25 protein-coding genes, 1 tRNA gene and 1 riboswitch are annotated in these 24,058 nt (G+C 52.2%); of the genes, 11 read left to right on the plus strand and 15 right to left on the minus strand.

All coding sequences use genetic code 11. From position 1 onward, the window contains the following. Positions 1-23: 23 nt before the first annotated feature. From ACH6EH_RS19055 to speE, 5 genes are all read right to left on the minus strand, one after another. Complete coding sequence (locus ACH6EH_RS19055; RefSeq protein WP_138227556.1) at positions 24-698, minus strand: GNAT family N-acetyltransferase; 675 nt, start codon at positions 696-698, stop codon at positions 24-26. Between the two features lie 53 nt (positions 699-751). Continuing rightward, a complete protein-coding gene (locus tag ACH6EH_RS19060; RefSeq protein ID WP_397333436.1) occupies positions 752-1,429 on the minus strand; it encodes a GNAT family N-acetyltransferase in 678 nt (225 codons plus the stop codon). A 56-nt stretch (positions 1,430-1,485) separates the two neighbouring features. Beyond that, on the minus strand, positions 1,486-2,343 hold the full coding sequence (locus tag ACH6EH_RS19065) for a carbon-nitrogen hydrolase family protein (RefSeq protein ID WP_397333437.1): 858 nt from the start codon (positions 2,341-2,343) through the stop codon (positions 1,486-1,488). A 162-nt stretch (positions 2,344-2,505) separates the two neighbouring features. After that, entirely contained in the window at positions 2,506-3,375 is an 870-nt protein-coding gene (gene speB, locus ACH6EH_RS19070) for an agmatinase (protein WP_138223983.1), read from the minus strand. Between the two features lie 18 nt (positions 3,376-3,393). Beyond that, positions 3,394-4,221: a polyamine aminopropyltransferase gene (gene speE, locus ACH6EH_RS19075; RefSeq protein ID WP_138223982.1), complete on the minus strand. Its 828-nt coding sequence runs from the start codon at positions 4,219-4,221 to the stop codon at positions 3,394-3,396. Positions 4,222-4,552: 331 nt separating this feature from the next. Here speE and ACH6EH_RS19080 point away from each other — a divergent pair, with 331 nt between their 5' ends. After that, positions 4,553-6,625, plus strand: coding sequence for a transglycosylase domain-containing protein (locus tag ACH6EH_RS19080; protein ID WP_397333438.1), 2,073 nt, complete (start codon positions 4,553-4,555; stop codon positions 6,623-6,625). A 76-nt stretch (positions 6,626-6,701) separates the two neighbouring features. On the opposite strand, the gene ACH6EH_RS19085 is transcribed toward ACH6EH_RS19080, so the two are convergent. After that, the gene (locus ACH6EH_RS19085; RefSeq protein ID WP_397333439.1) at positions 6,702-7,634 is read right to left on the minus strand and encodes a hypothetical protein; all 933 of its coding nucleotides are present in this window, start codon (positions 7,632-7,634) and stop codon (positions 6,702-6,704) included. Positions 7,635-7,828: 194 nt separating this feature from the next. Between ACH6EH_RS19085 and ACH6EH_RS19090 the strand changes: the two genes are divergently transcribed. Next, a complete protein-coding gene (locus ACH6EH_RS19090) occupies positions 7,829-8,569 on the plus strand; it encodes a DNA-3-methyladenine glycosylase (protein WP_397333452.1) in 741 nt (246 codons plus the stop codon). 115 nt (positions 8,570-8,684) lie between these two features. Beyond that, positions 8,685-9,077 (plus strand): large-conductance mechanosensitive channel protein MscL, encoded by a 393-nt coding sequence (gene mscL, locus ACH6EH_RS19095; protein WP_138227554.1) that lies wholly within the window; start codon positions 8,685-8,687, stop codon positions 9,075-9,077. A gap of 102 nt (positions 9,078-9,179) precedes the next feature. Here mscL and ACH6EH_RS19100 read toward each other — a convergent pair whose 3' ends face one another. Next, positions 9,180-9,686 carry a YwhD family protein gene (locus tag ACH6EH_RS19100; protein WP_138223978.1) on the minus strand — a complete coding sequence of 169 codons (507 nt, stop codon included), beginning with the start codon at positions 9,684-9,686 and terminating at the stop codon, positions 9,180-9,182. Between the two features lie 156 nt (positions 9,687-9,842). On the opposite strand from ACH6EH_RS19100, the gene ACH6EH_RS19105 reads away from it, so the two are divergent. The 5 genes from ACH6EH_RS19105 (at position 9,843) to ACH6EH_RS19125 (ending at position 14,764) form a co-directional block, all read left to right on the plus strand. Further along, the gene (locus ACH6EH_RS19105; protein ID WP_397333440.1) at positions 9,843-11,831 is read left to right on the plus strand and encodes a M1 family metallopeptidase; all 1,989 of its coding nucleotides are present in this window, start codon (positions 9,843-9,845) and stop codon (positions 11,829-11,831) included. A gap of 10 nt (positions 11,832-11,841) precedes the next feature. Continuing rightward, on the plus strand, positions 11,842-12,663 hold the full coding sequence (locus tag ACH6EH_RS19110; RefSeq protein ID WP_397333441.1) for a hypothetical protein: 822 nt from the start codon (positions 11,842-11,844) through the stop codon (positions 12,661-12,663). 233 nt (positions 12,664-12,896) lie between these two features. Continuing rightward, a riboswitch (cyclic di-AMP (ydaO/yuaA leader) is annotated at positions 12,897-13,032 on the plus strand. 3 nt (positions 13,033-13,035) lie between these two features. Then, on the plus strand, positions 13,036-13,509 hold the full coding sequence (locus ACH6EH_RS19115; protein WP_138223975.1) for a C40 family peptidase: 474 nt from the start codon (positions 13,036-13,038) through the stop codon (positions 13,507-13,509). Between the two features lie 262 nt (positions 13,510-13,771). Further along, the gene (locus ACH6EH_RS19120) at positions 13,772-14,260 is read left to right on the plus strand and encodes a GNAT family N-acetyltransferase (RefSeq protein ID WP_175415117.1); all 489 of its coding nucleotides are present in this window, start codon (positions 13,772-13,774) and stop codon (positions 14,258-14,260) included. Between the two features lie 144 nt (positions 14,261-14,404). After that, positions 14,405-14,764, plus strand: coding sequence for a c-type cytochrome (locus tag ACH6EH_RS19125; protein WP_397333442.1), 360 nt, complete (start codon positions 14,405-14,407; stop codon positions 14,762-14,764). Positions 14,765-14,846: 82 nt separating this feature from the next. On the opposite strand, the gene ACH6EH_RS19130 is transcribed toward ACH6EH_RS19125, so the two are convergent. Next, positions 14,847-15,152, minus strand: a complete 306-nt coding sequence (locus ACH6EH_RS19130) for a 4a-hydroxytetrahydrobiopterin dehydratase (RefSeq protein ID WP_397333443.1) — start codon at positions 15,150-15,152, stop codon at positions 14,847-14,849. 43 nt (positions 15,153-15,195) lie between these two features. Further along, positions 15,196-15,489: a hypothetical protein gene (locus ACH6EH_RS19135; protein ID WP_208204616.1), complete on the minus strand. Its 294-nt coding sequence runs from the start codon at positions 15,487-15,489 to the stop codon at positions 15,196-15,198. Between the two features lie 196 nt (positions 15,490-15,685). On the opposite strand from ACH6EH_RS19135, the gene motA reads away from it, so the two are divergent. Together motA and motB are read left to right on the plus strand one after the other, a co-directional pair. Further along, entirely contained in the window at positions 15,686-16,486 is an 801-nt protein-coding gene (gene motA / locus ACH6EH_RS19140) for a flagellar motor stator protein MotA (RefSeq protein ID WP_138223971.1), read from the plus strand. After that, positions 16,470-17,300: a flagellar motor protein MotB gene (gene motB / locus ACH6EH_RS19145; RefSeq protein WP_138223970.1), complete on the plus strand. Its 831-nt coding sequence runs from the start codon at positions 16,470-16,472 to the stop codon at positions 17,298-17,300. Before motA ends, motB begins: the two co-directional genes overlap by 17 nt. A gap of 96 nt (positions 17,301-17,396) precedes the next feature. Here the strand turns inward: motB and rluF are convergent, their stop codons facing one another. Together rluF and ACH6EH_RS19155 are read right to left on the minus strand one after the other, a co-directional pair. Then, positions 17,397-18,101 carry a 23S rRNA pseudouridine(2604) synthase RluF gene (rluF, locus tag ACH6EH_RS19150; RefSeq protein ID WP_397333444.1) on the minus strand — a complete coding sequence of 235 codons (705 nt, stop codon included), beginning with the start codon at positions 18,099-18,101 and terminating at the stop codon, positions 17,397-17,399. Between the two features lie 18 nt (positions 18,102-18,119). Further along, on the minus strand, positions 18,120-20,420 hold the full coding sequence (locus ACH6EH_RS19155; RefSeq protein WP_397333445.1) for an ATP-binding protein: 2,301 nt from the start codon (positions 20,418-20,420) through the stop codon (positions 18,120-18,122). Positions 20,421-20,805: 385 nt separating this feature from the next. Between ACH6EH_RS19155 and tadA the strand changes: the two genes are divergently transcribed. Continuing rightward, entirely contained in the window at positions 20,806-21,318 is a 513-nt protein-coding gene (gene tadA / locus ACH6EH_RS19160; protein WP_397333446.1) for a tRNA adenosine(34) deaminase TadA, read from the plus strand. A 117-nt stretch (positions 21,319-21,435) separates the two neighbouring features. Here the strand turns inward: tadA and ACH6EH_RS19165 are convergent, their stop codons facing one another. The 4 genes from ACH6EH_RS19165 to ACH6EH_RS19180 form a co-directional block, all read right to left on the minus strand. Beyond that, positions 21,436-22,506, minus strand: coding sequence for a hypothetical protein (locus tag ACH6EH_RS19165; RefSeq protein WP_397333447.1), 1,071 nt, complete (start codon positions 22,504-22,506; stop codon positions 21,436-21,438). A gap of 433 nt (positions 22,507-22,939) precedes the next feature. Next, positions 22,940-23,092 carry a small acid-soluble spore protein P gene (locus ACH6EH_RS19170; RefSeq protein WP_138223965.1) on the minus strand — a complete coding sequence of 51 codons (153 nt, stop codon included), beginning with the start codon at positions 23,090-23,092 and terminating at the stop codon, positions 22,940-22,942. 80 nt (positions 23,093-23,172) lie between these two features. After that, the gene (locus ACH6EH_RS19175; RefSeq protein ID WP_138223964.1) at positions 23,173-23,514 is read right to left on the minus strand and encodes a hypothetical protein; all 342 of its coding nucleotides are present in this window, start codon (positions 23,512-23,514) and stop codon (positions 23,173-23,175) included. A gap of 419 nt (positions 23,515-23,933) precedes the next feature. Continuing rightward, positions 23,934-24,022 (minus strand) — tRNA-Ser (locus tag ACH6EH_RS19180). Positions 24,023-24,058 lie beyond the last annotated feature (36 nt).

Raw genomic sequence — 24,058 nt, forward strand, 5'->3', positions numbered from 1 at the left:
GTCAAGGATCAGGCTGCTGTCGTTTACAGCGGCAAAAGCGCTACAGTATCCCGCTTCTCCAGCTCGGCCACCATGTCACTCCAGGCCTGCGGCTTCTGCGGCAGCACCGCATAGTACCGCTTCAGGAAGCTTGCGATCAGCTCTGCCGGGAGCGTGTCCAGTGCATCGTCCGTCGGCATGAAGCAGAAGTCCAGCCCGCTGACGGCCTCCCCGTCGTTATTCCAGGACGGATGCACATACGCCAGATCTGTCCGCTTGTATCCCAGATGTGAGAGCACCTCGCGGCGCACGAACGGATCCATCGGCTTGACGCCGCCAAATGCATGATCCTCTACGCGGTACGGATCGTATATTTCTGCGAACATGCCCAGCAGCTCCTGACCGCCGTTTCCTTGGGCCAATGACATCAGGTCCTTCATCCGATTCTGTGCCAGGAAGCGGCCAATGGACAGCCCTTCGCGGCCGATAATGGTGAAGTCTGTCATAGCGACATTCCAGTCCTCGTAGTAGCGGTACTCTGTCGTGCCTACGACCTCCCCTTCATGCAGCGCCACGAATACGCGAATGCCAGGATCCTCCAGCGGCTCCTTCCACAGGCTGTATTCCAGCACCTCCTCCGGTGGGAATACCTCCTTCATCAGGTCGTGCATTTTGCGAAACAGCGGGTCCTCAATATGGGTAATACGGATATATTCCATCATGCGTTAAGCCTCCTCTATAGATGGTTTATGTATCTTATGCCTTCAGCCCGTCAGCTCTTAAACGGGTTCTTCCATTCCATTAACACGGCGTACCCGCAGGATTCCTCATCCTCCAGATAATCTGCAGCAATGCCGGCCGGAGTCCGTCCGCACCGCAGCAAAAAGGTGATGACCGGGTCCTTGATTCGCCCCGACACCACTTCATCGACGTACTGGGCAGCCGTCAAGTCTGCGGCATGCTCCTGATAGCCCGGCATCCGCCCGCCGCCGAGCAGGCGGTCCAGGTCCAGCTCCACGGTAACATGATACAGCGCCTGCAGCAGCCATTTGCCGAGACCGAGCTTGCGAAATCTGGGCCGTACACAAATGTCGGCGATATACAGTGTATTGCCTTCACGGCAATGGGTCCGGATATATCCATGATCCGTGACCTGGCTCCAGGAGCGAGGAGCTTCCCCGGGCTTCTCGTTCACAATGAGGGACGTGATGGACCCCGCCAGAACGCCGTCCACCTCTACACAAAGCGCCCCTTCGGGAAAGAGCTCCACATGGTTGTGGAGCTGCTCCTCATTCCACCACTGCTCCGCCGGATACGGCGGCGGAAAGGCCTCAGACTGGATCACAATCAGTTCTTCAAAATCCTCCGGCGTATAGCTTCGGATCAAAGCCGGAACGGGTGTACTGCCGTCAAACACATAAAAGGCTTGACGGTAAGCTGGTTGTGGCATCGTACACTGCACCTCCTGAGCGTGATGAGTATGAGCTTACTATCATGCAATAAAAGCTATTCCCAATCCGGGTAAAGATCCGTTCGGCGATCGCGCCAGGTCGTCACCGACCCTTTTTCCCGCACCTGGTACAGCAGCTCCAGATCCAGATCTGCGGTAATGATCATATCGTTGTTTAGCTCGCCCTCGGCCAGCAGACCCTGCGGCGGGAACGGAATATCATTCGGCGTAATCACGGCAGCCTGGCCGAAATTGGCACGCATTAAATCTACCGTAGGCAGTGATCCCACCGTGCCTGTCAGCACGACATAGACCTGGTTCTCGATCGCGCGGGCGTGGCTCGTATAGCGAACACGGTGGAAGCCATGCCGATCATCAGTACAGGACGGACAGAAGATGACATCAGCCCCCTTCGCTTTCGCCATCCGTACAATTTCCGGGAATTCAATGTCGTAGCAGGTCAGCATCGCAATGGTTCCTTTTTCCGTCTGAAATACCTGCAGTCCCTCGCCTGCACCCATATTCCAGCCCGTCACCTCGGACGGAGTAATATGAAGCTTCGCCTGCTCAGCCACCCTGCCATCAGGGTAGAACAGGTGAGCGACATTGTACAGCCTGCCCTCGCGGCGGATGACATGGGTTCCTCCGATAATGTGGATTCCATATTTCTGCGCGAAGCCCTGAAACAGCTCCCGATAGCGCTCCGTGAAGCCTGGCAGGTCATTGATGCTCAGTGCCTGGCCCTGCATATCGCCAATGGACATCAGCTGCGTGGTAAAGAATTCGGGAAACAGGACAAAATCAGCCTCAAATTCCTCAGCAGTCCGTATATAATGCTCGCATTGGGCAGCAAACTCCTCAAAGGAAGAGATGGTATGTAAATGATATTGAACGGCGGATACACGAAATTTCATAGTGCGCCTCCTTGGGTCTAATGGATTCAGATGTCTTCATTATAGCAATTTCCGCCCTGACCCACGCAAGTTTCCTATCAATGAAAAAAACCAGGCCCCTTCCTTATTCAGCTTGAATCGCTGAATAAGGAAAGGCTTGGTTTTATGAATAAAAGCCTGCGCCTAGCGCACGAATCCGAGCAGCATTTCGCGGATCAGCTTCGCGGCCACAATCTGCGTCTGCTCGCTAGGATCATAAATCGGAGCGACCTCCACCAGGTCACAGCCCACAACGTTCACATCGGAGTTCGCGATCAGGTGCACGGCCTCCAGCAGCTCCTTGGAGGTGATGCCGCCCGCTTCAGCCGTACCGGTGCCCGGCGCAGCCGATGGATCGAGCACGTCAATATCAATGGTCACGTACACGGGACGATTGCCCATGGAAGGCAATGCTTCCTTCAAGGGCTTGGCCACCTCGAACGGATGGAAGTGAATATGCTCACGTCCGTACTGAAACTCTTCACGCGATCCGGAACGAATGCCGAATTGATAAATGCTGCTGCCGCCCATCATCTCGGCCGCCTTACGTACCGGTGTGGAGTGAGACAGCGGCTCACCCTCATAATGCTCGCGCAGGTCTGCGTGGGCATCAATATGGATGAGAATCAGGTCGGGATATTTCGCGTACATCTTCTGGATGATTGGCCAGGTTACGAGATGCTCGCCGCCGAGACCGACCGGAAACTTGCCGTCATCCAGCAGCTTGCCAATGTAATCTCCAATGACGTCAAGGCTGCGTGCTGCATTGCCGAAGGGCAGCATCAGGTCCCCTGCGTCAAAATAGGTCATGTCCTCGATGCTCTTGTCCAGATAAGGGCTGTACTCCTCCAGGCCGACCGAGGCCTGACGGATTCGCGCCGGGCCGAAGCGGGAGCCGGGACGGTAGCTGACGGTAAAGTCCATCGGCATCCCGTAGATCACCGCTTTGGAGGCCTCATAGTTATCGGAGCTCAAAATAAACACATTGCCGGAATATCCTTGTTCCAGTTTCATTCGCTGTGTGCTCCTCTCCTATTTCACCAGGTCTTCCACGAACTTAGGCAGAACGAATGCCGCCTTGTGCAGGCGAGGTGAATAGTACTTGGTATCCAGGTCAGCAATACTGGACTCGTCCACTTCCAGCGGATCATGCTTCTTGCTGCCCATCGTGAAGGTCCATAGACCGCTTGGGTAGGTTGGAATGTTCGCGCCGTACACCCGTACGATCGGGAAAATTTCCTTGACGTCGTTGTTCACCTTTTGGATCAGGTCTGCTTTGAACCAAGGGTTGTCGGTTTGGGCTACAAAAATGCCATCTTCCTTCAACGCCTCATAAATCCCTTGATAAAAGCCGCGCTCAAACAGCGGAGCAGCAGGGCCTACCGGCTCGGTGGAGTCCACCATAATGACATCATATTCATTCTTGTGCTCATGGATATGCATGAAGCCGTCATTGACCAGCACCTCGACCTTTGGGTCGTCCAGCTTGCCGGCAATTTCCGGCAGGTACTGCTTGGAGTATTCGATAACCTTGCCGTCAATTTCGACGAGCACCGCTTTCTCAACGTCCGGATGCTTGATGACTTCCCGAATGACGCCGCCGTCTCCGCCGCCCACAACGAGCACCTTTTTCGGATTCGGATGCGTATTCAGAGCGGGGTGAGCGACCATCTCATGATAGACGAATTCATCCTTTACCGTCGTCATGACCATACCGTCCAGTACGAGCATCCGCCCGAATTCCTCCGTGTCGATCATATCCAGCTGTTGAAACTCCGTCTTCTCATGTACAAACGTTTCCCGAATCTTCGCTGTAATGCCGAACGTCGGGGTTTGCTTCTCCGTAAACCATAATTCCATCGTCTCTACCTTCTTTCCGCTAGAATAAATGTTCAGCCGTCCAGATCCAGGCCGCAAAACTTGATGCCGGCAGGTGCCGCGTATTGTTGTTTCACATCTTTTTCTATTGTACCAAACAAATTGTATTATATTAAATCAAGCCCAAAATGCAACCAAATTATCTAGCCTTTTCCCCGTCTGCCTCAATGCACTCACGTCCCCATGAATATCCTGCCAAGAGAAGCCCCATAATGAATAACAGGATCGGCCTGGAAAAAGCAGTGAACAAACGATAAGTGCACTGAAGTCACACCCAGTCACCGTCCGCAAAAATAACGAAGGAGCTTCCGCGATGAACGGTTCGCAGCCTTTTTCCCGTAAACGCCGCAAGCCCTGGCCCCTCCGGCTCGCCATAAGCTTGGCTGTTGTCTGCCTGCTGGCCGTCCTCGCCGGCGCTGGAGTGCTCGGCTATTTGTATATTACACCCTTGCCAGTTGCCAAGACGGAGCGCGCCTCCCGGCTGCTGGACAGCCAGGGTGAGGTCATTGCCACGTTCTCGCCCGATGGACGCACCTCGGACCGGGTAGAGCTGTCTCACATCTCCCCGCTGCTAATTCAGGCCACGCTCGCCGTGGAGGACCGGAAGTTCTACCAGCATCCCGGGTTCGACCTGAAGGGCATGGCCCGTGCCGTGCTGGTGAATCTCCAGCACTGGAACAGCAAGCAGGGAGCCAGCACGCTGACCCAGCAGCTCGCGCGCAATCTGTATCTCTCCCACGAGAAGACGCTGGAGCGCAAGCTAAAAGAAGCTCGTTATACCGTGCAGCTAGAAATGAAATATTCGAAGGACGACATTCTGGAGATGTACCTGAACGAAATTTACTACGGACACGGCGCCTACGGCATTGAATCGGCTGCCCGTCTGTATTTTGACAAGTCCGCGAAGGAGCTGAATCTGGCCGAAAGCGCGATGCTGGCAGGCATTCCGAAAGGGCCTACGTATTACTCTCCATACAATCACCTGGAGAACGCAATGAACCGGCAGAAGCTGGTGCTGCAGGCGATGGTAGAGTCCGGAGACATTACACAGCAGGAAGCAGAGAAGGCTTCTTCCGCACAGCTTGCCCTGCTGCCTCAGGACCGTCAAGAGAATAAGGCGGTCGCCTCTTACTTTCGGGATTATGTCAAAGGCCTGCTGACCAGCACCTTTCAAATTACGGAGCAGCAGCTCCAGCAGGGCGGACTGGATATTTATACGACACTCGATCCCCGCGCTCAGGCAGCCGCAGAGGCGGCGGTGGCAGCGGAGCTGAAGGGAGACACCGAGCTGGAGACCGCCCTGGTGTCGGTCGATCCGCGGAACGGCCACCTGAAAGCGATGGTCGGCGGCCGGAATTACCGCCAGAATCAGTACAACCATGCCCTGGCTCAAACCCGCCAGCCCGGCTCTGCCTTTAAGCCGATTATGTATCTGGCCGCGCTATCCTCGCGGCAGATGACCAGTGTCACCTTGTTCAACAGCCAGCCCACCCTGTTTCATTATGATGATAACCGCAAAACCTACCAGCCCAGCAATTTCGGGGGCAAATATTGGGGCGAGATCAATATGAAGCAGGCGATCGCGGCCTCGGACAATATTTATGCCGTGAATACGATTATGCAGATCGGTACAGATCAAGTGACGGACATGGCGCGCCGGATGGGCATTACGAGCAGCCTGGAAGAGGTGCCCTCGCTCGCTCTGGGCACCTCTCCAGTCAGCCCGTTGGAGATGGCTTCCGCCTTCTCTACGCTGGCCGGCGGCGGGCGGCGCATGCCGGTGACCGCCATCCTGAGCATTACGGATGCCGCCGGACGCAAGCTGTACACGGCTCCAGAGGCAGCCGGAGAGCAGGTCGTAGAGCCGGCGGCAGCTTATATACTGACCCGCATGATGGAGAGCGTCTTTGAGGATGGCGGAACCGGCCGAAGAGTATCGGCGCTGATGAAGCGTCCCGTTGCTGGCAAAACCGGCACCACCGACACGGACGCCTGGCTGGTCGGGTACACGCCGGAGCTTGCAACGGCCGTTTGGGTCGGTTATGACAAGGGGCGCGAAATTTCAACGAGTGAGGCGCGGCATGCTGCCCCTATTTTTGCCCAGTTTACGGAAGAGGTGCTGGAGAACGTGCCCCCGAAGATTTTTCCGATCCCGGAAGGAGTCGTCAGCTTGTATATCGATCCCACTACCGGTTTGCGGGCCGGACCGGACTGTCCTGCCAAGACGCTCGAGGTATTTCTGCCCGGCACGGAGCCGTCCGAGTATTGCAGCCATGGCGGTGAGCCGGCTTCTGCAGAGAAAGAGGATACCCTTGGAGATGCCGAGAAACAGAAGCAGCAGGAGCATTCCTGGTGGTCTCATTTCAAGCGGTGGTGGGTAGAGTAAAGCGTACAATGGATTGTCAAAAAGGAGCTTCCCTCGGGTTCGGGGAGCTCCTTTTTGGGCGGTGCTATGAGATCAATCAGAATCCTAGTCCGTTACCGATCATGCTCATCAGCGACCTGCCGATAAGCATGATGGTAACGAGCAGGGCCGCATAGACCAGCAGGATACTGTACAGCACATCCATTTTGCCTCGCCCTGCCTGATTGAAGTACACTGTGATGATCAGGGCAGGGACCGTGAAATATGCACCGACCAGACCGATGATGAGCAGCATGCTGCCCAGGCTGGTTCCCATGGAAATCAGCAGTGATGAGATCATCATGAGGGCGATAAACGGCACGAGCAGCGTTCCGTAACGCGCAATGACTTCTTTAATATGTACGTTTGCAGAGCTGGACAGCTTCACCGCGCCCGCAGTGTACACCGCGCTCAACCCCGTTAGCACGAGCAGCCAGAACCATGGCTTGAGGACAATTTCTGTAAAAGGGCTGCGGCCTATGGAGTATTCGATCAAATTCCGTCCGTTACTGCCGATCATAATATAAACCAGCAACGGAATGAGCAGGGTAAATAAAACGATAGAAATGATCCCGTTGACCAGCTGCTCGCTGCCGGTTCTTTGTGCAGCGGCTAAAGGACTTTTCAGAACGTCCAGGGCATAGCTTATGTATATTCGAGAGCCGTCCTTGGCCTGATCCAGGTAAGCAGCCGCCTTGGACGGCTCTGGCTCCTGTTTCGACGAGGAAGAAGTATGTACAACGGGCGCTGGCACCGATGAAGAGGGTGAATAATAGGTCTGGCCTGCCGACAGTTCCCGCTCCGGATGCTCGCTGTGCTCCACGCTGGCAGCCTCCTCCCGGAGCTCAGGCGCTTCAGCTTGTACCGTTTCAGGCTGCACTGCCTCATCCCTGCTGTTCTCCACCTCCGGCGCTGTGCTCAGCATCGCCCCGCATTTCTCACAATACGCTCCTCTGACCAGCTGTTCTTGTCCGCAAATTGGACAATTCATGGTATGCCTCCTTTACCAATTTCTTTGCCCCTCCCTCCAGGCTGTAACCTGACGCTTTGACACGCCGGGCTTTACTTGAAAGCGTAAATTGGGGACGATTCAGGTAATAGTATATAGATGCTTTTCCGGGATGAAAAGTATTTTCTGCCCGGTAAACGATACTTCATTTTATAGGAAAGGAAGGATATTCGTTGATGGACACATTACGCTACAGCAGCCCTGACGGGCCTGAAGATCATGAGCGCGCAGGCAGCGGGACAGCTGCAAACTCCTCAGCTCCCCATGCCCCGGCCTCCCCGCAAGCCTTGTCTCCGGAGCTATACAGCCTTCCGGCATTAAAAGCCGCCCCGCGGCTGCTGAATCAAATTCTGGTGCGGCACACGGAGGACGGTGAAATCCGCTGCCGTATTGTCGAAACCGAGAGCTACGGCGGGGTGGAGGATAAAGGCTCGCATGCTTATGCCGCCCGCCGAACCCCCCGGACAGAAACGATGTTTCATCCGGGGGGAGAAGCCTACGTGTATTTGATATACGGCATGTACCACTGCCTGAATCTTGTGACGGGGCCAGCGGATGATCCTCAGGCCGTTCTGATCCGTGCGGTGGAGCCACTCACCCCGCATGATGCTGCCCTGATGCAGTGCTACCGCGCCCGGATTCCCGGCGGTAAAGCCGTGAATGTAAGCAACGGCCCCGGCAAGCTGTGTCTTGCGCTCCGCATTGATAAGAGCCTGAACGGCTGCTCTCTGATACAGCCTGGCGGTCCCTTGCACCTGGAGCAGGGCGGCGACGTATCCTCCCTGAATATTGTGCAGGCACCGCGCATTAACATTCCTTATGCGGAGGAGTATGCGGAAGAGCCATGGCGTTTTTATATCCAGGACCATCCCTATGTTTCGATCCGGGACAAGAACGCCCGTCCGTTTCATTTTTAACCGCACTTCTCCTTCTCCTGCCCTTTGCGCCCCTGGCGGTCCTGTGATATGTTTAGCTTCAAATGGTTCAAACATTGAACTCAAGGCTGGAGGGGCATGAACGTTGAAGCAATGGATGAAGGATTTTAAGAAATTTGCACTGAAGGGCAATATACTGGAGCTGGCGATCGGGGTCATCATCGGCGGAGCTTTTGGCAAAATTGTAACCTCGCTCGTCAATGACCTGCTGATGCCGGTGCTGGGCTTGCTGCTTGGCGGCCTCGACTTGTCGGCACTGCAGTACACGTTTAATGGCGTGGAGCTGAAATACGGAGCTTTTTTACAGACCGTGCTGGATTTCGTCATCGTGGCGTTCTCCATCTTTATGTTCATTAAAGGACTGAGCATGCTGAAACGCAAAGAGGAGGAAGAGGAAGCGAAGCCTCCTGCACCGCCAGAGCCATCCAAGGAGGAGCTGCTGCTGGCCGAAATCCGCGATATCCTTAAAGAGCAGCAGATCCGTCCATAAAGAAGCAGGGGTCTTCCTTTCTAAAGGCATGACCTATAGGAATAACACTCGCATACAGCATACTAAAAGACGCCGGGCATCCATCACCCCGGCGTCTTGCTGTTATTCCTCGAGAGCCTGCTTCACATATTCCGGTGTAGCATCCCACCACTCTTGATTCTTCTCAATAAGCAGCTGCTTCAGGGCCTGCTTCTCCTGACTTCCCAAGCCTTCGAGCATCACTTTGCGCTTCAGCGAAGCATCCAGCCTGTTCACATGCTCGGCGAGAATTTTCCAGCCGCGCTTGTTCTCCTCGTCAATCAGCATCTCGCAGGCGGTCATGCCGCCGTAGTGCTGTCCTTCCGGCGTCCGGTCTACAGCGACCCATACAATCCACACCTGGCGTCCGTTAGGCACCTCTTCCCGGTCCGTAAAAAATTTAATGCCCCGCTCCACTTTACTCTTGGCGTGCATGGCCCCGATCTCGATCTTGGCTTCCCCGCGGTCAATAATGACCGGCGACACACTATTAAGGTCAATCGACCCTGCTCCGAATCCTTTATGCTTGCTCTTACTGTTTATGATGTTCAAGGCAATCTGCTTCTTGCCCTGCGGCTCCTGATTGTCCATGCTTCTTTAACCCTCCTGTAGGTACAGTGAAGAACACTGTCTTTAGGCTGCAAGGCTGTCGTAGGCCCTGTCCGTAATTAATTTTATTTTAACTAATAATCATCCCATTGCAAACATATACATGCTGTACATGCTTGTCAACGGGAGGTTATTGAAATGGTCCCACCACGTATCCAGGTCTTTCTCTCATCCATGCTCGCGCTCGTCATGCTGGCAGGAGCATTCCTGCTCATTCCCCGATTCAGCGATAAAGACGCCCCCGCTTTCGGTCCGGAGTCCGGGACAGCACCGTCTGCCGTCAAAGCACCGCTGTCCCCGCCCAAGGTGCAGCCCGACCTGCCGGCCCCTGCCCTCAGCAACCGGCTGGTGGAGTATCACATGGATGTGCGCCTGACGCCGGAAGAGAACCAGTTGACCGGAACACAGACCCTGACCTGGACTCATCCGGGAAAAAAAGCCGTCACCGAGCTTTATTTTCACCTTTATCCCAATGCATTTGCTTCCAAAGATACAACCTTTATGAAGGAATCCGGCGGACGTCTCCGTTCGGATACCATGCCACAGGACGGCTTCGGCTCGATGAGCATTACCGAGGTCAAGACGACAGACGGACTCTCATTGCTGCATCGGCTTCAGTACGTACAGCCGGATGACGGCAATATCAACGATCAGACGCTGGTCAAGCTTCGCCTGCCCCGACCGGTAAAAGGCGGGGAGAGCATCACCCTGCATCTTGGATTTCAAGTGGAGCTGCCTAAAATATTCGCGCGAATGGGAAGCGCGGGGGATTTCACGATGGCCGGGCAGTGGTTTCCGAAGCTCAGTGTCTATGAGCCGGCAGGAACGCGGGGAGCCTCTGAGGAGGGCTGGAACCTTCATCAGTATCACGGAAATTCTGAATTTTATGCCGATTTCGGCATCTACAGCGTACGCATCCGCGTACCGGAGCATTATATCGTCGCCGCGACCGGCTTCCCGACCAAATCCGCAGTCACATCAGACGGCGAAAAAATATATCAGTTTTATGCCGATGATGTCCACGATTTCGCCTGGGCGGCATCCCCTGATTTTATCGCTGCCGAGGAAGCTTTTTCAGCACCCGGGGTGCCGGGAGTCAAGATTAAGCTGTATCTTGATCCGCTGCACAAGCATCTGAAGGACCGCTATTTCGATGCAGCCAAAGCGGCTCTGAAATCCTACAGCAAGTGGTATGGGACGTATCCATACTCCACTCTGTCCATTGTCGTGCCTCCCGAAGAGGGCAATGGCGCCGGCGGCATGGAGTACCCGACACTCATCACAGCCTTCGGGGGCAAGGATGATGCCCCTGGCTATGAGCTGGAGCGCACAGTCATTCATGAGATCGGCCACCAGTATTTCTACGGCATGATTGCCAGCAATGAATTTGAAGAAGCCTGGCTCGATGAAGCCTTCACTTCTTACGCGGAGGAAAAGGTGATGGAGCTGGAATACGGCCTCACTCCGAACACGGCAGCCCAGGCTGCGTCCATTGCCAAGCCCTCCTCCCTGACGCAGGAGGCATGGAAATACGGCTCCCACCAGCATTATGCCCAAAACGTGTATACCCGTGGCAAGCTGGTGCTTCAGGACATACAGCGGCATGTCGGTGCGAAGACGATGGAGAGGATCATGAAAGCCTATGCCCAAAAATATCGCTTCAAGCATCCCACTACAGCGGACTTCCAGCAGGCTGTAGAGCAGATCACCGAATCATCATGGCAGAGCTATTTCGACCACTATGTGTATGGCGCACAGATGATGGATGTTGCCGTGGAAAGTATTGAGGGGGCCTCCACCGGTACAGCAGACCATCCTTCCTATACGACCACAGTGACGCTGAGCAGCCGGGGAGGACCGGTACACCAGGTGCCCGTGACGTTCGCTTTTGAGAATGGAGAAACGATCCGCCGGGTGTGGGACGGCAGCGGCGAGGCTGCACGCTTCAAGGTGACCTCCTCCTCCCCGATGATCTGGGCGATGGCTGATCCCGACTACACGATGGTGCTTGAGAACAAGCATGTGAACAACTATTTAAAGGCCGGCATGGAGGCCAAGCAGGTGACACGCTGGAACCTGAGCGTCACCAAGCTGATCGAGACGCTGTACGGAGCGCTGTCATGGTAGGGGGGATTATATGAGAACATACGCGGGTTTAGGATGGGGAAGTGTGAAGGATCAGTTTTATGTCATTATTCTGCTATTTGTATATCGGCTGCTCTGGGGGTACTGCCTGTATCGCCTCATTTCCTCCATCGTCGTGCCGCTGCTGCTGCGATACCCCGATCCCGCTCCGCATGAGCTGAGCAGACTGCTTTATTTTTTTGAAGGAGAGCTGGCATTGACCCGCGGCGGCCTGCTTCCCGGTGCTGTATGGATGCTGATTCTCCTAGCGGCTGTGCATATTCTGCTGACTCCCTGCATTCGGGCCGGAATGATGTATCATCTACACCGGGAAGCCGAGGGGGAGCGGGGGCTGTTTCTTTTTCAAGGCATGCGGAAACTGTGGAAGCCCTTGACGCTGTTCTATATCCTGGAGCTGATCCTGCTGGGGCTGCCCTTGTATTGGTTACTTCCGGAGGCCCTGCCTTCCTTCATGGAAGCAGCCCGTCATCCGCAGGCGCTGCTGCAGCCGGGACTCTGGGTGCTGGGATGGCTTCTGTATGTATGGATCATCCGTCTGGCTTTGCTGTACATGCAGTTTGGATATACCTCCGGCACAGGAACTCCCGCAGCCCTGCTCTTGTTCCTGCGCCGCCTCGGCAGCGCGCTTCCGCTCTCCCTGCTCATTGGCGGTCTGGCCCTGCTGTCCTCGCTACTGATCGGCGGAATGTCCTTATGGTGGTCGGGCCTGATCGGCCTATTGCTGCAGCAGGCTTCCTATTTCCTGAAGAGCCTTTTTCAGGTGTGGGGAATGGCCTCACAGTATCACGTATTTAAATCATCATCTACAAAATAAAGAGTTATCGATCCACTAAAAAAGGAGCTGCCGACAAGATTGAATCTTGTGGCGACAGCTCCTTTTTGCTGCTTCCCGGGACATCCGTTTCTTTTTTTATTAAATATCGTTCCTTTGTTTGCCAAAATGTAAATACTCTGCTAAAATAACGAAAGTGATAGTAACAAATTTGTCATCTTGATGTCATCATTTATGTACCTAGCCATATTGTCGTTGAGTCCAATACTTTAACATTTTTCAGAAAGCCGAATTTCCGATAGGAAAACGGGGGATCCGTCCTGGGTGAATTGACCTTGTAACAGAGGGGTCATAGGTTAACCTTCTCAACCGAACCCTTAAGCTAACCTCGCAGGCTTGGAAGGAGCTTTTCACGTGAAGAAGAAGTTGGCTGCAGTCTCACTTGGTTTAGCGCTCGCGCTCAGCATTACTGCCGGAAGCGCTTTCGCAGATTCGAAGCTTACCAGCACGATTAAGCCGGTCATGGGCGTAAGCTACAAGATGGGTGGAACAACGACGAAAGGCTTTGATTGTTCCGGATTTACAAGTTATGTGTTCAAGAAGCTCGGTGTCACCTTACCGCGTGTTTCTTCCGCTCAATATAAGGTGGGGACCTCTGTGTCCAAGAGCAGCCTGAAGGCCGGTGATCTCGTATTCTTCAATACGACAGGCCGCGGTGTTTCCCACGTTGGGATTTATGTAGGCAACGGCAAGTTTGCTCATTCCTCCAGCTCCAAAGGAGTCACCATTACCAGCCTCAACTCCAGCTATTTCGCCAAGCGTTATGTCGGAGCCAAGCGGGTCATGAGTGAGAGCAAGTACAAGGCCGTCGCCGTGAATTACAACTAATCCAATTCATGTCATTGACTTGCCTCGAAGCAGATGCGCCAACATCTCTTCGGGGCTTTTGTTTGTGCTATACTTCTATAACGCAGGAAGAAGGCAAAAGGTTTTTCATTTTACAAAAAAATATGTAAAAGCCACAACTTTTTATCTTCTCGTGCGTCTTACTGCTTTAATACCCGTATCCCTGAGTATGAAACACATTTTGGAAAATAATATGGTATATATTCTTAAAGCGTAAACAACCCTTTGCCGTGAGGTGCCTCCCATGATTGACTCATACCCTTTATTTCGAGCAGTTCCCATGACCTTTGAGCATGCAATCGACGTATGCAGCTGGCGTTACCCGGAGCCCTACAATATTTATGGATGGCTCCCTTGGGAGCAAATGGTTCAGCTCGGCGTGGAATTCGGCGATCCCCTCATTCGGGAGGAGCAGTATCTTTCTGTGGTGGATGAGCAGGACAGACTATGGGGGTTCGCACAGCTATTTCCCTTGGACCGGGTCATTCGCATCGGTCTCGGGATGCGACCTGATTGGTGCGGACATGGAATGGGTAAGCGATTTGTGGAGGCCATTGTGGACGAGGCCAAGCGGCGTTATCCAAGCGGCCCCTTAGATCTGGAGGTTTTGGCCTGGAACGAGCGCGCGATCCGCACCTACCGCAAGGCCGGCTTTGGCATTACGGATTCATATGAGAAGCTTACGCCTTCAGGGATGGCCGAGTTTTATTGTATGGAATATGTGCCGGGCTAAAGACTGCATTTTGTCACGATTCTGTGATATTATGGCTTTCAGATGAGCATGTCTGTGCTTTTTTTGTCACAACTGCTTTGCTGTCCCGACAGGATCGTCTATAATAGGAATACATGCACATACATAGGAAAGGACGATTTGACGATGCAGAAATGGATCATGAGCGGCATTTTCTTCTTCTCATGCGCGTTGGCTCTTGTATTGTTGTTCACGCTTCCAGGTAAAGAAGAGGCTGCAGAAGAAGCGAAGCCGACCATGCCGGAGGTTACCATGGTTGCAGCAGACGCTGAAGCCGTACTGAAGAGCAGCTGTATCACCTGTCACGGCGACCAGCTTCAAGGCGGAGCAGGCCCAGCCCTGAATCAGGTAGGCAGCCACTTGGATGCTGAAGCCCTCTTCACTGTGATTTCTAAAGGCCGCCCACCAGGTATGCCTTCCTTCAAGGATTCGCTGTCGGAAGAGGAAATTGCTAATGTGGCGATGTACCTTGCCGAGAAGAAATAATAGCTTCACACGAAACACGCTTGGTCTCATGCAGACCCAAGCGTGTTTTTTGATGTATAGGTGGTGACCCCATAGACCCTCGTTATCCGTTCTCCGCGGACCTTCTTTTCTCGTATACCTCGTTAAATTGCTGTGCTTCTTTAATGTCCAGTGCGGTGATGCCGCCCTCATTCCAGGAGGTCAACCGCAGCGTCACCGTCTTGAAATCAATGGTGATATAAGGATGGTGGTCAAACGCTTCCGAGATCGCTGCTACCTCATCCACAAAGGCCATTCCTTTCATGAAAGAAGGAAACGTATATTTTCTTATAATCCACCGCCCCTGCTCCAGCTCCCATCCCTCCAGCTTCTCCAGATGGGCTTCTACTTCCTGCTGTGTGTACAGCATGCTTATCTTCCTCCCCCGTAATTCCTGCTCTACCAATCTCCCGTCAGATCAGCGAGACAACATCCAGCTCTTCCTCACCAATCAGTACATTGATGCGATGCTGCTTCGGATCGTGGATAACGACTCCGCTTCCTACGGGGATTACTGGCTCCGTGCCCAGCGCATAGAATAAATCCTCTGCCAAGGCCTCATGGACCTCATTCTGCTCGGTCGTGTTCAAATGCTCCCAATCGCTCAGGTCCATTTCAAAAAAAACATAGCTGTCCGGAATGCGTCCGACCGCTACCGTAAAGTCAGCAAGAATCTCACCGTAATCTCTACCATGCTTCACACCCATTGACTGTTCACTCCTTTGATAAGCCCTCATCATGCACTTGGTTTTCCCCTGACTTTATTATACCGGAAAATACCGCTAAAAAAAAAAGCCCTTCCTGACGATAAATAGGGTAGTACCCATGCCACCCCTTGTAAGGAGGCGGCCCGCGGGTAAACGAATGGATTCGTTACTTATTTTCTCATGGATGAGGTGTGCTATGGAAATCGCAACAGTCATAGGCTTAGTTTTGGGTTTTCTGTCCGTAATCGTCGGTATGTTTTTGAAAGGTGCCCCCGTTACGTCACTAGTGAACCCGGCAGCCTACCTTATTATTTTTGGAGGAACGGCAGCAACCATTTTTATCGGCTTCCCGATGGCGGAGCTGAAGAAGTTCCCCAAGCTGGTCAAGATGACCTTCTCCAAGCAGAATCTGATGGACAAAGCCGAGCTGATCTCCACGTTCATGGACTGGGCTTCCATCACCCGCCGCGAAGGCCTGCTTGCTCTGGAAGCGAAGGTGGAAGAAATCGACGATGCCTTTCTCCGCAATGGAATGCGGATGATTATTGACGGCAACGATCAGGAATTTGTCAGCGATGTGCTGATGGAGGATATTCATGCAACGGAAGAGCGCCACCGTTCGGGGGCTCTGATCTTTTCACAGGCGGGTATGTACGCGCCCTCGCTCGGGGTATTAGGAGCCGTAATCGGCCTGATTGCCGCGCTGTCGGATATGAGCGATATGAACGAGCTGGCCCACGCCATCGGTGCTGCATTTATTGCGACCCTGCTCGGTATTTTTACCGGTTATGTTATTTGCCACCCGCTGGCCAACAAGCTTAAGCGCATGTCCAAGAGGGAGGTCGAGATCCGCATGATGATGGTTGAAGGACTGCTGTCCATTCAATCTGGCGTATCCACCATCGCGATCAATCAGAAGCTGTCTGTGTTCCTGACTCCGACGGAGCGTCTGCAAATGAGCGAAAAGGAGGCGGGGGCTGGTGAGCAAAAAGACTAGGCATGAGCCCCATGAGGAGCATGCCGATGAATCCTGGCTGCTGCCTTACGCCGATCTACTTACATTGCTGCTTGCCTTGTTCCTCGTGCTTTACGCTATGAGTGCCTCCGATGCCAAGAAGTTTCAGGAGATGAGCGAGGCATTCAGCTCGGTCCTGAACGGCGGCGCCAGCGTGCTGGAGTACAATAATACAAAGCCGAGCCAGGAGCCTGCAGATGTAGGCAAGTTTAACGCAGTCACCAATGTCAAAACAGAGGCGCCTAAGCCTACCGAGCAGGCTGCCCGCGAAGCGCTCATGAAGAAGGAGCAGGAAGAGTTGGAGAAGCTGAAGCAGCAGCTGGATAAATACATCAAGGATAACGGCTTGACGACCGAGCTTAGCACCAAGCTGAACCATTCCCAGCTCATGATCACGATTCGTGACAACGCGTTGTTCGCTTCCGGTGAAGCGGTCATTAAAACAGATTCCCGCAAGCTGGCCGAGGAAATTTCAAAAATGCTGCAGCAGGTTCCGGCCTACGATATTATCGTGTCCGGTCATACGGACAACGTACCGATGAACAGCGCCAAGTACCCTTCCAACTGGGACTTGAGCTCGGACCGCGCCCTGCAGTTCATGAAGATCCTGCTGCTTAATAAATCGCTGGATCCTAAGCGCTTCATGCCGATCGGCTACGGGGAGTACCATCCGATTGCGACCAACGATACATCAGCAGGCCGTGCGAAGAACCGACGCGTTGAGGTGTCCATTATCCGGAAATATCAAGATAATAACGCTTATATTAATGTAACGAATACGAAGGACGAGAAATAATTCAAGGTATGATTGATAAAAGGGGCGACCGGCACATTACAATGCCGATCGCCCCTTTTGGCGATATCGCGTTCATGTATACGGGGAGCAGCGTTCTCAGCTCAGTGAATAGTTCAGCAGCCGTCCCAGCTCTGACTTCTCTTCACCGGTCAGATCCCGCCAGCTGCCGGTTTTCTGGCTACCCAATTCAATATTCATAATGCGGATGCGCTGCAGCTTTCTGACTTCATAGCCGAAAGCACTGCACATGCGCCGGATCTGGCGGTTCTTGCCTTCAGTCAGAATAATCCGGAAGGTCCGCTCCGTCATTCTTGTCACCGTGCAGGGCAGTGTCATCTCACCCAGAATACGTACACCGCTCGACATGCCCTTAAGGAATGACTCTGTAATCGACCGATCCACGGTAACGACGTACTCCTTCTCATGCTTGCCTTCTGAGCGTAAAATCTTGTTTACAATATCACCGTCGCTGGTCAGCAGAATTAATCCTTCGGAGTCCTTATCCAGCCGTCCGATGGGAAAGATTCGCTCTGCATGGCCAACAAAATCAACAATATTTCCTTTGATATGCTGCTCGGTCGTACTCGTAATGCCCGTCGGTTTGTTCAAGGCAATATATACATGCTTCTCCTTCTTGTCCAGAAGCCGTCGTCCGGAGATACGAACATCATCGCCTTCCTCCGCCTGGCTGCCCAAGACTGCCTTTACTCCGTTAATCGTGACCTGTCCGCTCTCGACCAGCTTGTCTGCCTCCCGGCGGGAGCAGTATCCGGTCTCACTAATAAATTTGTTAATTCTCAAGGTTGTATCCTCTCCATTTTAGCTGGTTTCTTCTTCGGTTCCTTCGGGAACAGCTGGAAGCCGAATGGTCACGGTAGTACCAATTCCTTCCTGGCTGTTAATATCCAGCGTACCCTGATGCGATTGAATAATGCGCTGACTGACCATTAAACCCAGCCCCGTGCCTGTTTCCTTGTTCGTAATAAATGGCTCGCCAATATGCGGAAGCAGCTTCTCCGGAATACCGATACCCTGATCGGAAATGATCACAGCCACTTGATTCTGTGCATGCTTGGCAATTTCAATATCCACGGTTCCACCGTCCGGCATCGCCTCTACCGCATTTTTCAATACATTGATAAATACCTGCTTCAGCTGATTCTCTTCACAATATACGAGCATTTCCTGGTCCATTTTCTTCAGCGTAAACATAACCCCATAGAGATGGGCTTGGGTTTCCAGAAGCGACAGCACATCCTTAATTATATAACGGAGCGCCTTTTTTTGATAATGGACGGCCTGAGGCTTGGCCAAAATAAGAAACTCACTCACAATCAGGTTGATCCGCTCCAGCTCCGACAGCATCAGATCAATATGCTTGGGATCATGCTTCTTGGTTTGCTGCTGCAGCTGCAGAAAGCCCTTCAGCGTCGTCAATGGATTGCGGATCTCATGCGCCACTCCGGCAGCAAGCTGACCGACGGTCGTCAGCTTCTCTGATTGCCGTAATAGCTCTTCCATCCGGTTCCGCTCTGTAACATCCCTCGACACACTAACCAGCGATGTGATTTGCCCCGCTTCATCCCGGATTGGAGAGGTGCTGATGCTGACCTCAATCTGACTGCCATCCTTGCGCCTGCGGATCGTTTCGATTGGTGCAAGCGCCTCTCCATTCAGCAGGCGGCGCTGGTGCTTCTCCTCTTCCTCTCGCAGATGCTCGGGCACCATGGGCAGCCGCCGGCCGACTGCCTCCTCCACCTCCCAGCCGTAAAGCTGTTCGAAGGCTTTGTTTACACTGAGAATGCGGCCTGCCTGATCTGTCGTGTGAATCGCATCCGCAGTCTGATTAATGACAGACTCCAGATACTCCTTAACCGATTGGTTCTCGTCAATCATCTGCTCCAGCTGGCGGGTATAGTGCCCCAGATTACGGGTCATGGTATTAATCCGTCCCGAAAGTCTACCGAGCTCATCCCGGCTTGCCACTTCCAGCCGCCGTTCAAAGTTGCCATCGGCCACCTCATTCACAGTCGCCAGAATCGCTTTAATCGGCTTCGTGAAATAAGCGGCCACGATATAGCTGCCAATGACGACAATCTCCAGGAGCACGAGCGAGATCGCCACCAGGCTGATCATCTGCTCGCGAATGACGGACGAAATGACTTCATAATCCATGACCACACTAATAACATAGGATGGTGCGTCCTGGATTTGAATGGGGATAAAGCTTTTCATCACCTTTTTGCCCTCGATTGTACTGACAAATACGACACTATTGCCTGAGCTCTGCGCCTTCCTGACCGCAGCGCGATCCGACGCCAGCGCCCCGTATTGATAGCTTCCGAACTTAATGGGGCGATTATCCAGCTTGAAATGAACGGGATCTGTGCCATCCTCCTCCATCGTCGAGCCGCCGAACGTCTGTGGATTAATACCGGTAATTTCTAGAATATGCTGGTTTGCAACAGTGGTACGATCCACAACACGGTCCGGGCTGGCAATACTGGCAAAATCCTTAATATCAGCTCCACGGAAATAAGGATTAATAATATAGTTGCGCTTGCCATCATAATAATTGCCCCATTTGGCTGTTGTATCGGGACTGGAGGAGGAGAACTCAATAGGGCCGGACCAGAAGTGATTGGCGGTTTGCCCTTGGTCAACCGTCCGCACCTGCGTGTATTTAAACAGTTCCTGCAGTGCTTTATGCCAGTAACCCCAGTTTTTTGTGGATAAGCCCAGCTCTTTCGGATCTGAGGAGCGCTCCACGACAATATCATTCTCCGTCTTTACAAGCAGAGAGATATGATGAACGCCCACTTCTTCAGCCACACGGACCAAATCGCCATTCGAAATGTTCTGGACGTCAGGATCGAGACGTTCCGCTGCAAGTATGGAGGCCTTCCTAAGCAGATCACTATATACACCATCTACGTACTTCGTACTGTACTCTGTCTGCTCTAGAGTAATAGCAATCTGAGTCGCGGCAATGACCATTTTGGCCTCGCTGTCTTTGCGCAGATTTTCCTGTGTTGTATAGAAGCTCAAGGTAATATTCAGAAGCAGAATGAACAGTACCGATACGGTGATGATGGAGGAAAGCTTTGTTTTTATAGACAAAAGAGATGACACCTACTCTCTCGGAGAAACTCAGGTTTCAGGTACAAATTTCCACAGCCTGTCACTTTTATGATAACTTCTGACTTACGGTTTGGAAAGGAATTTCAGCTGACGCTTTAGCTGCTGCTGATTCATTTCGTGGTTTAGACATATATTGCACTTCTTACAGCCATTCTCTAGAATAAAAATGAGTTCATCTGCAGGATCTTCACTCACCAAGATTGTCCACAGATTGCTAACAAATACACAAGCTTTCTGTGGAAAATGTGAATAAGTCTGTGCATAAGTCCTACCTTATCCACAAATATGTCCACACCATGTTAACAACCGAATGAATGTTCGTAGAACAAGCTGTTATTTTAAAGATGAAGGAGGACTATCCACCTTGTTATTGTCTAATGACCCTTCCTCTACTGTGGATCAATATGAGCATGAGCACTGGATGCGCGAAGCGATCTCAGAGGCCCAGAAAGCCGAGGCTTTGGGAGAAGTTCCGATCGGTGCGGTGATCGTCCAGCATGAAAAAATCATCGGGCGCGGCTACAATCTCCGCGAAACGACCTTTGATGGTACAGCGCATGCAGAGATTATCGCCATCCGCGAAGCGAGCCGCCAGCTGCAGGCCTGGAGACTGCTGGATTGTCGTCTTTATGTGACCCTGGAGCCTTGTCCCATGTGTGCCGGAGCCATCGTACAATCGCGCGTACCCATGGTGATCTACGGTACGACCGATCCCAAAGCCGGATGTGCCGGGACGCTCATGAATCTCCTTCAAGAGCCACGCTTCAATCATCGCACGGAGGTGATCCACGGGGTTCTCCAGCCGGAATGTGCGTCCCTGCTCACACAGTTTTTTCGCAAGCTGCGCAGCCGGAAGGATGCTCCCCCGCTTCCTTAAGTGCTGTGCTGCCGCGCAGATACCTCACTTCTCTCGTAGAGAAAGACCAGGCCATAGCGGCCTGGTCTTTCTTGTCGGTACATCTATACATTTATGATTTCGTATTGAAGATAAAGATTACCAGCCCATTTGCTCCAGCTCATCCAGTGTGACTACATTATCACCTTCTGGAATGCCCACAACAAAGGTCTGTGGCTCGTTGATCTTGCTGTACTGTGTGCTGCCCTTCACAGCAATCTTCATGGACTCATCCGTTTCCGGCTCCGTGATCTCAACATTCATCGCCATGTCTTGATACACCGGGAAGTCATCCTTATTCACTGCTGTGTTGATGTTGAAATTATTGATCTTCAGATATTGCTGCATCTCTGTCATAGCTTCCTCGAACTCGCCTTGATCGACGTTGTTCAATTCTTCTTTAGCGATATCAATATCTTCTTGCGTCAGGCCCAGCAATGTGCGGTACTCTTCCTTAGCGGCAATGTCTAGAATCTTCGGAGCAGCCTGGTTCACCAGGGTATCAATGGCTTCCTTGATATTGTCATTGGTGACGAAGAATTGTACCACTTGCTTCGCTTCTACGCCTTCTGGCAGATTGGCATCCTTCACGGCTACTTCCTTGAAATACTTCTCTTGGTCATATTCGCTAAGCAGCGCGTTCATCACTTCTGTTGCGAATTTCTGATTCTTCTCGGCATCCAGCATCGCAGGATCAAACTCTTCACCCGCTTCTTCTGCCAGCTCCTTCAAGTCAATCGCCAGGTACTTCCCAACCAGATCCTCCGGAAGAGGCATTGTTGGAATGTTCGGAACCTTGACATACAGCATATCTGTGGTCATGACCATATCAACATTGAAGGTCATCGCCAAATCACCTTTAAGATTAATGCCCATACGCATTTCCGTTTGCTGCGGTTCAGCCTGATACACTCCGCTCAACGTGAGCTCAGCGTTCTTCAGCATCGTCATCGCTTGCGTCATCGTCGGGTCATCCTCAACCATGCCTACGTTCATCTGCAGATCTTCAATGACGAAGCTACTCTTCATTTCATAAGATTCCATGCTCATCGCTTGCTGTGCTGCCTTAGTCATCGCCGCCTTCGGCTCTTCCTTCTTCGCGCAACCCACGAGCACCACCGTCATCACCATCAGCACGGCCAGCATAAGTGACATAAACTTTCTGTTCATTCGTTTCTCTCCCCTCGGTTCTTCCAAACCAAAAATTACCTCGAAAAAATAACCGACCCTTTCATCATAAACCATTTACACGAAATGAGAAACACTTTATTACATTTTTGTAAATGATGCTGCCCATAACATGATATGATCAATCCCCGTGCTATACCGATGTGTATGATCCTGTCCGATTGGTAATCAATCTAACGCTGGTTGAATCCCAAGGCTTCCGTTATCTTTGATCGAGTCTTACTTCATGCTCCTCTTCTACGTAGAAGGCTGGAGGAAGTTTCGTCTTTATGAATATTTTACATCCCTATTGTTATAAACGTTTTAACCTTTCAAAAAGTTTTATGTACATTCATTTTTATTTCATATATAGCGTTTTCCATGAAAAAAGCCTCCGCCTGCGCGGAAGCTTTCATTCACGTTTTAATGGAGCGTGCTAGCCTTCCGGGTTAAAATGACCCGATTGCTTCGCAATTTTTGCACGATGTGAGCCTGTATTTGGCTCTTGATTGCCGCCATGGTCATTATCCTTGCGCTGTCTGCGGGGCTCCTGCGCCTCTGGCACGGGAATCGCTTTTGGCTTGCTCATGGGAAGGCCTCCTTTTCGAAGCGGTTAGTACGCTTCTGAGATGACTGCAATCTGTATACAGATTACAGCAGCACAGCCGATTACGGATGCGTGATCTGCTGCAGTGCTTGAGCGCATTCATGGATGTGCCGGGTATAATCGCCTGCCATGCCTTGCACATTCTCATTTCGCTCATCCACCACCACACCTGCACGTTCCACGTCTACCAGCTTAACCTGAACTTCCCGTGAATCCACATAACGGCACTCAAAATCAAATGAATAATCCTGCCTGCCTGCCGCTTCAATGTGAATGCGCAGTCCCTGCGGATTCGCCAGATCGGCCGCTACCTGTGCCCGGTCGCCTGGCTTCAGAATGGTCGGCAGACGCTCCTGCCATGCACCAACCAGCACCTCTTGTCCTACATTCAGCTCTGAGTTCATGTTTGCTACACCCCCCTGATCCTTAAGGTGCGGCGACGAACCCTTTTTTATGACATGTAATATATACAAAAAAACGCAACTTATCTCTATCTAGCAGGGTTAGCTGAAGACACGCTATTGACGATATGACTTCTATCATACGAACTGCTGATATCGTAAAATAAAGAAATATACAAGAAGATCTGAACGAATTGCTTGGATTCAAGAAGACAAGAGAATGTACTCTAACGGTGCAGAGTGATACCGTAAGTACCGATGTTCGTCAGGATACAAGGGAACTCATAAGGAAAAAGTTTACTTGTGTTAATACATGGCTAACGGTCACAAACACAAAAAAACGCACCCGACCGCTGTTCAACAGTCAAGTGCGTTTCCGTCATAATTGCCGCAAATCCTTGCGACAAAGATTTAAGTATGTATGGCGGAGAGGATGGGATTCGAACCCATGTGGAGTTGCCCCCTAACGGTTTTCAAGACCGCCCCGTTATGACCGCTTCGGTACCTCTCCAAAAAGATACAACAATTAATCACGTGCATTAATTAT

It is taken from the genome of Paenibacillus sp. JSM ZJ436 (genome assembly GCF_044383795.1).
Taxonomy (GTDB): Bacteria; Bacillota; Bacilli; order Paenibacillales; family Paenibacillaceae; genus Paenibacillus_AQ; species Paenibacillus_AQ algicola.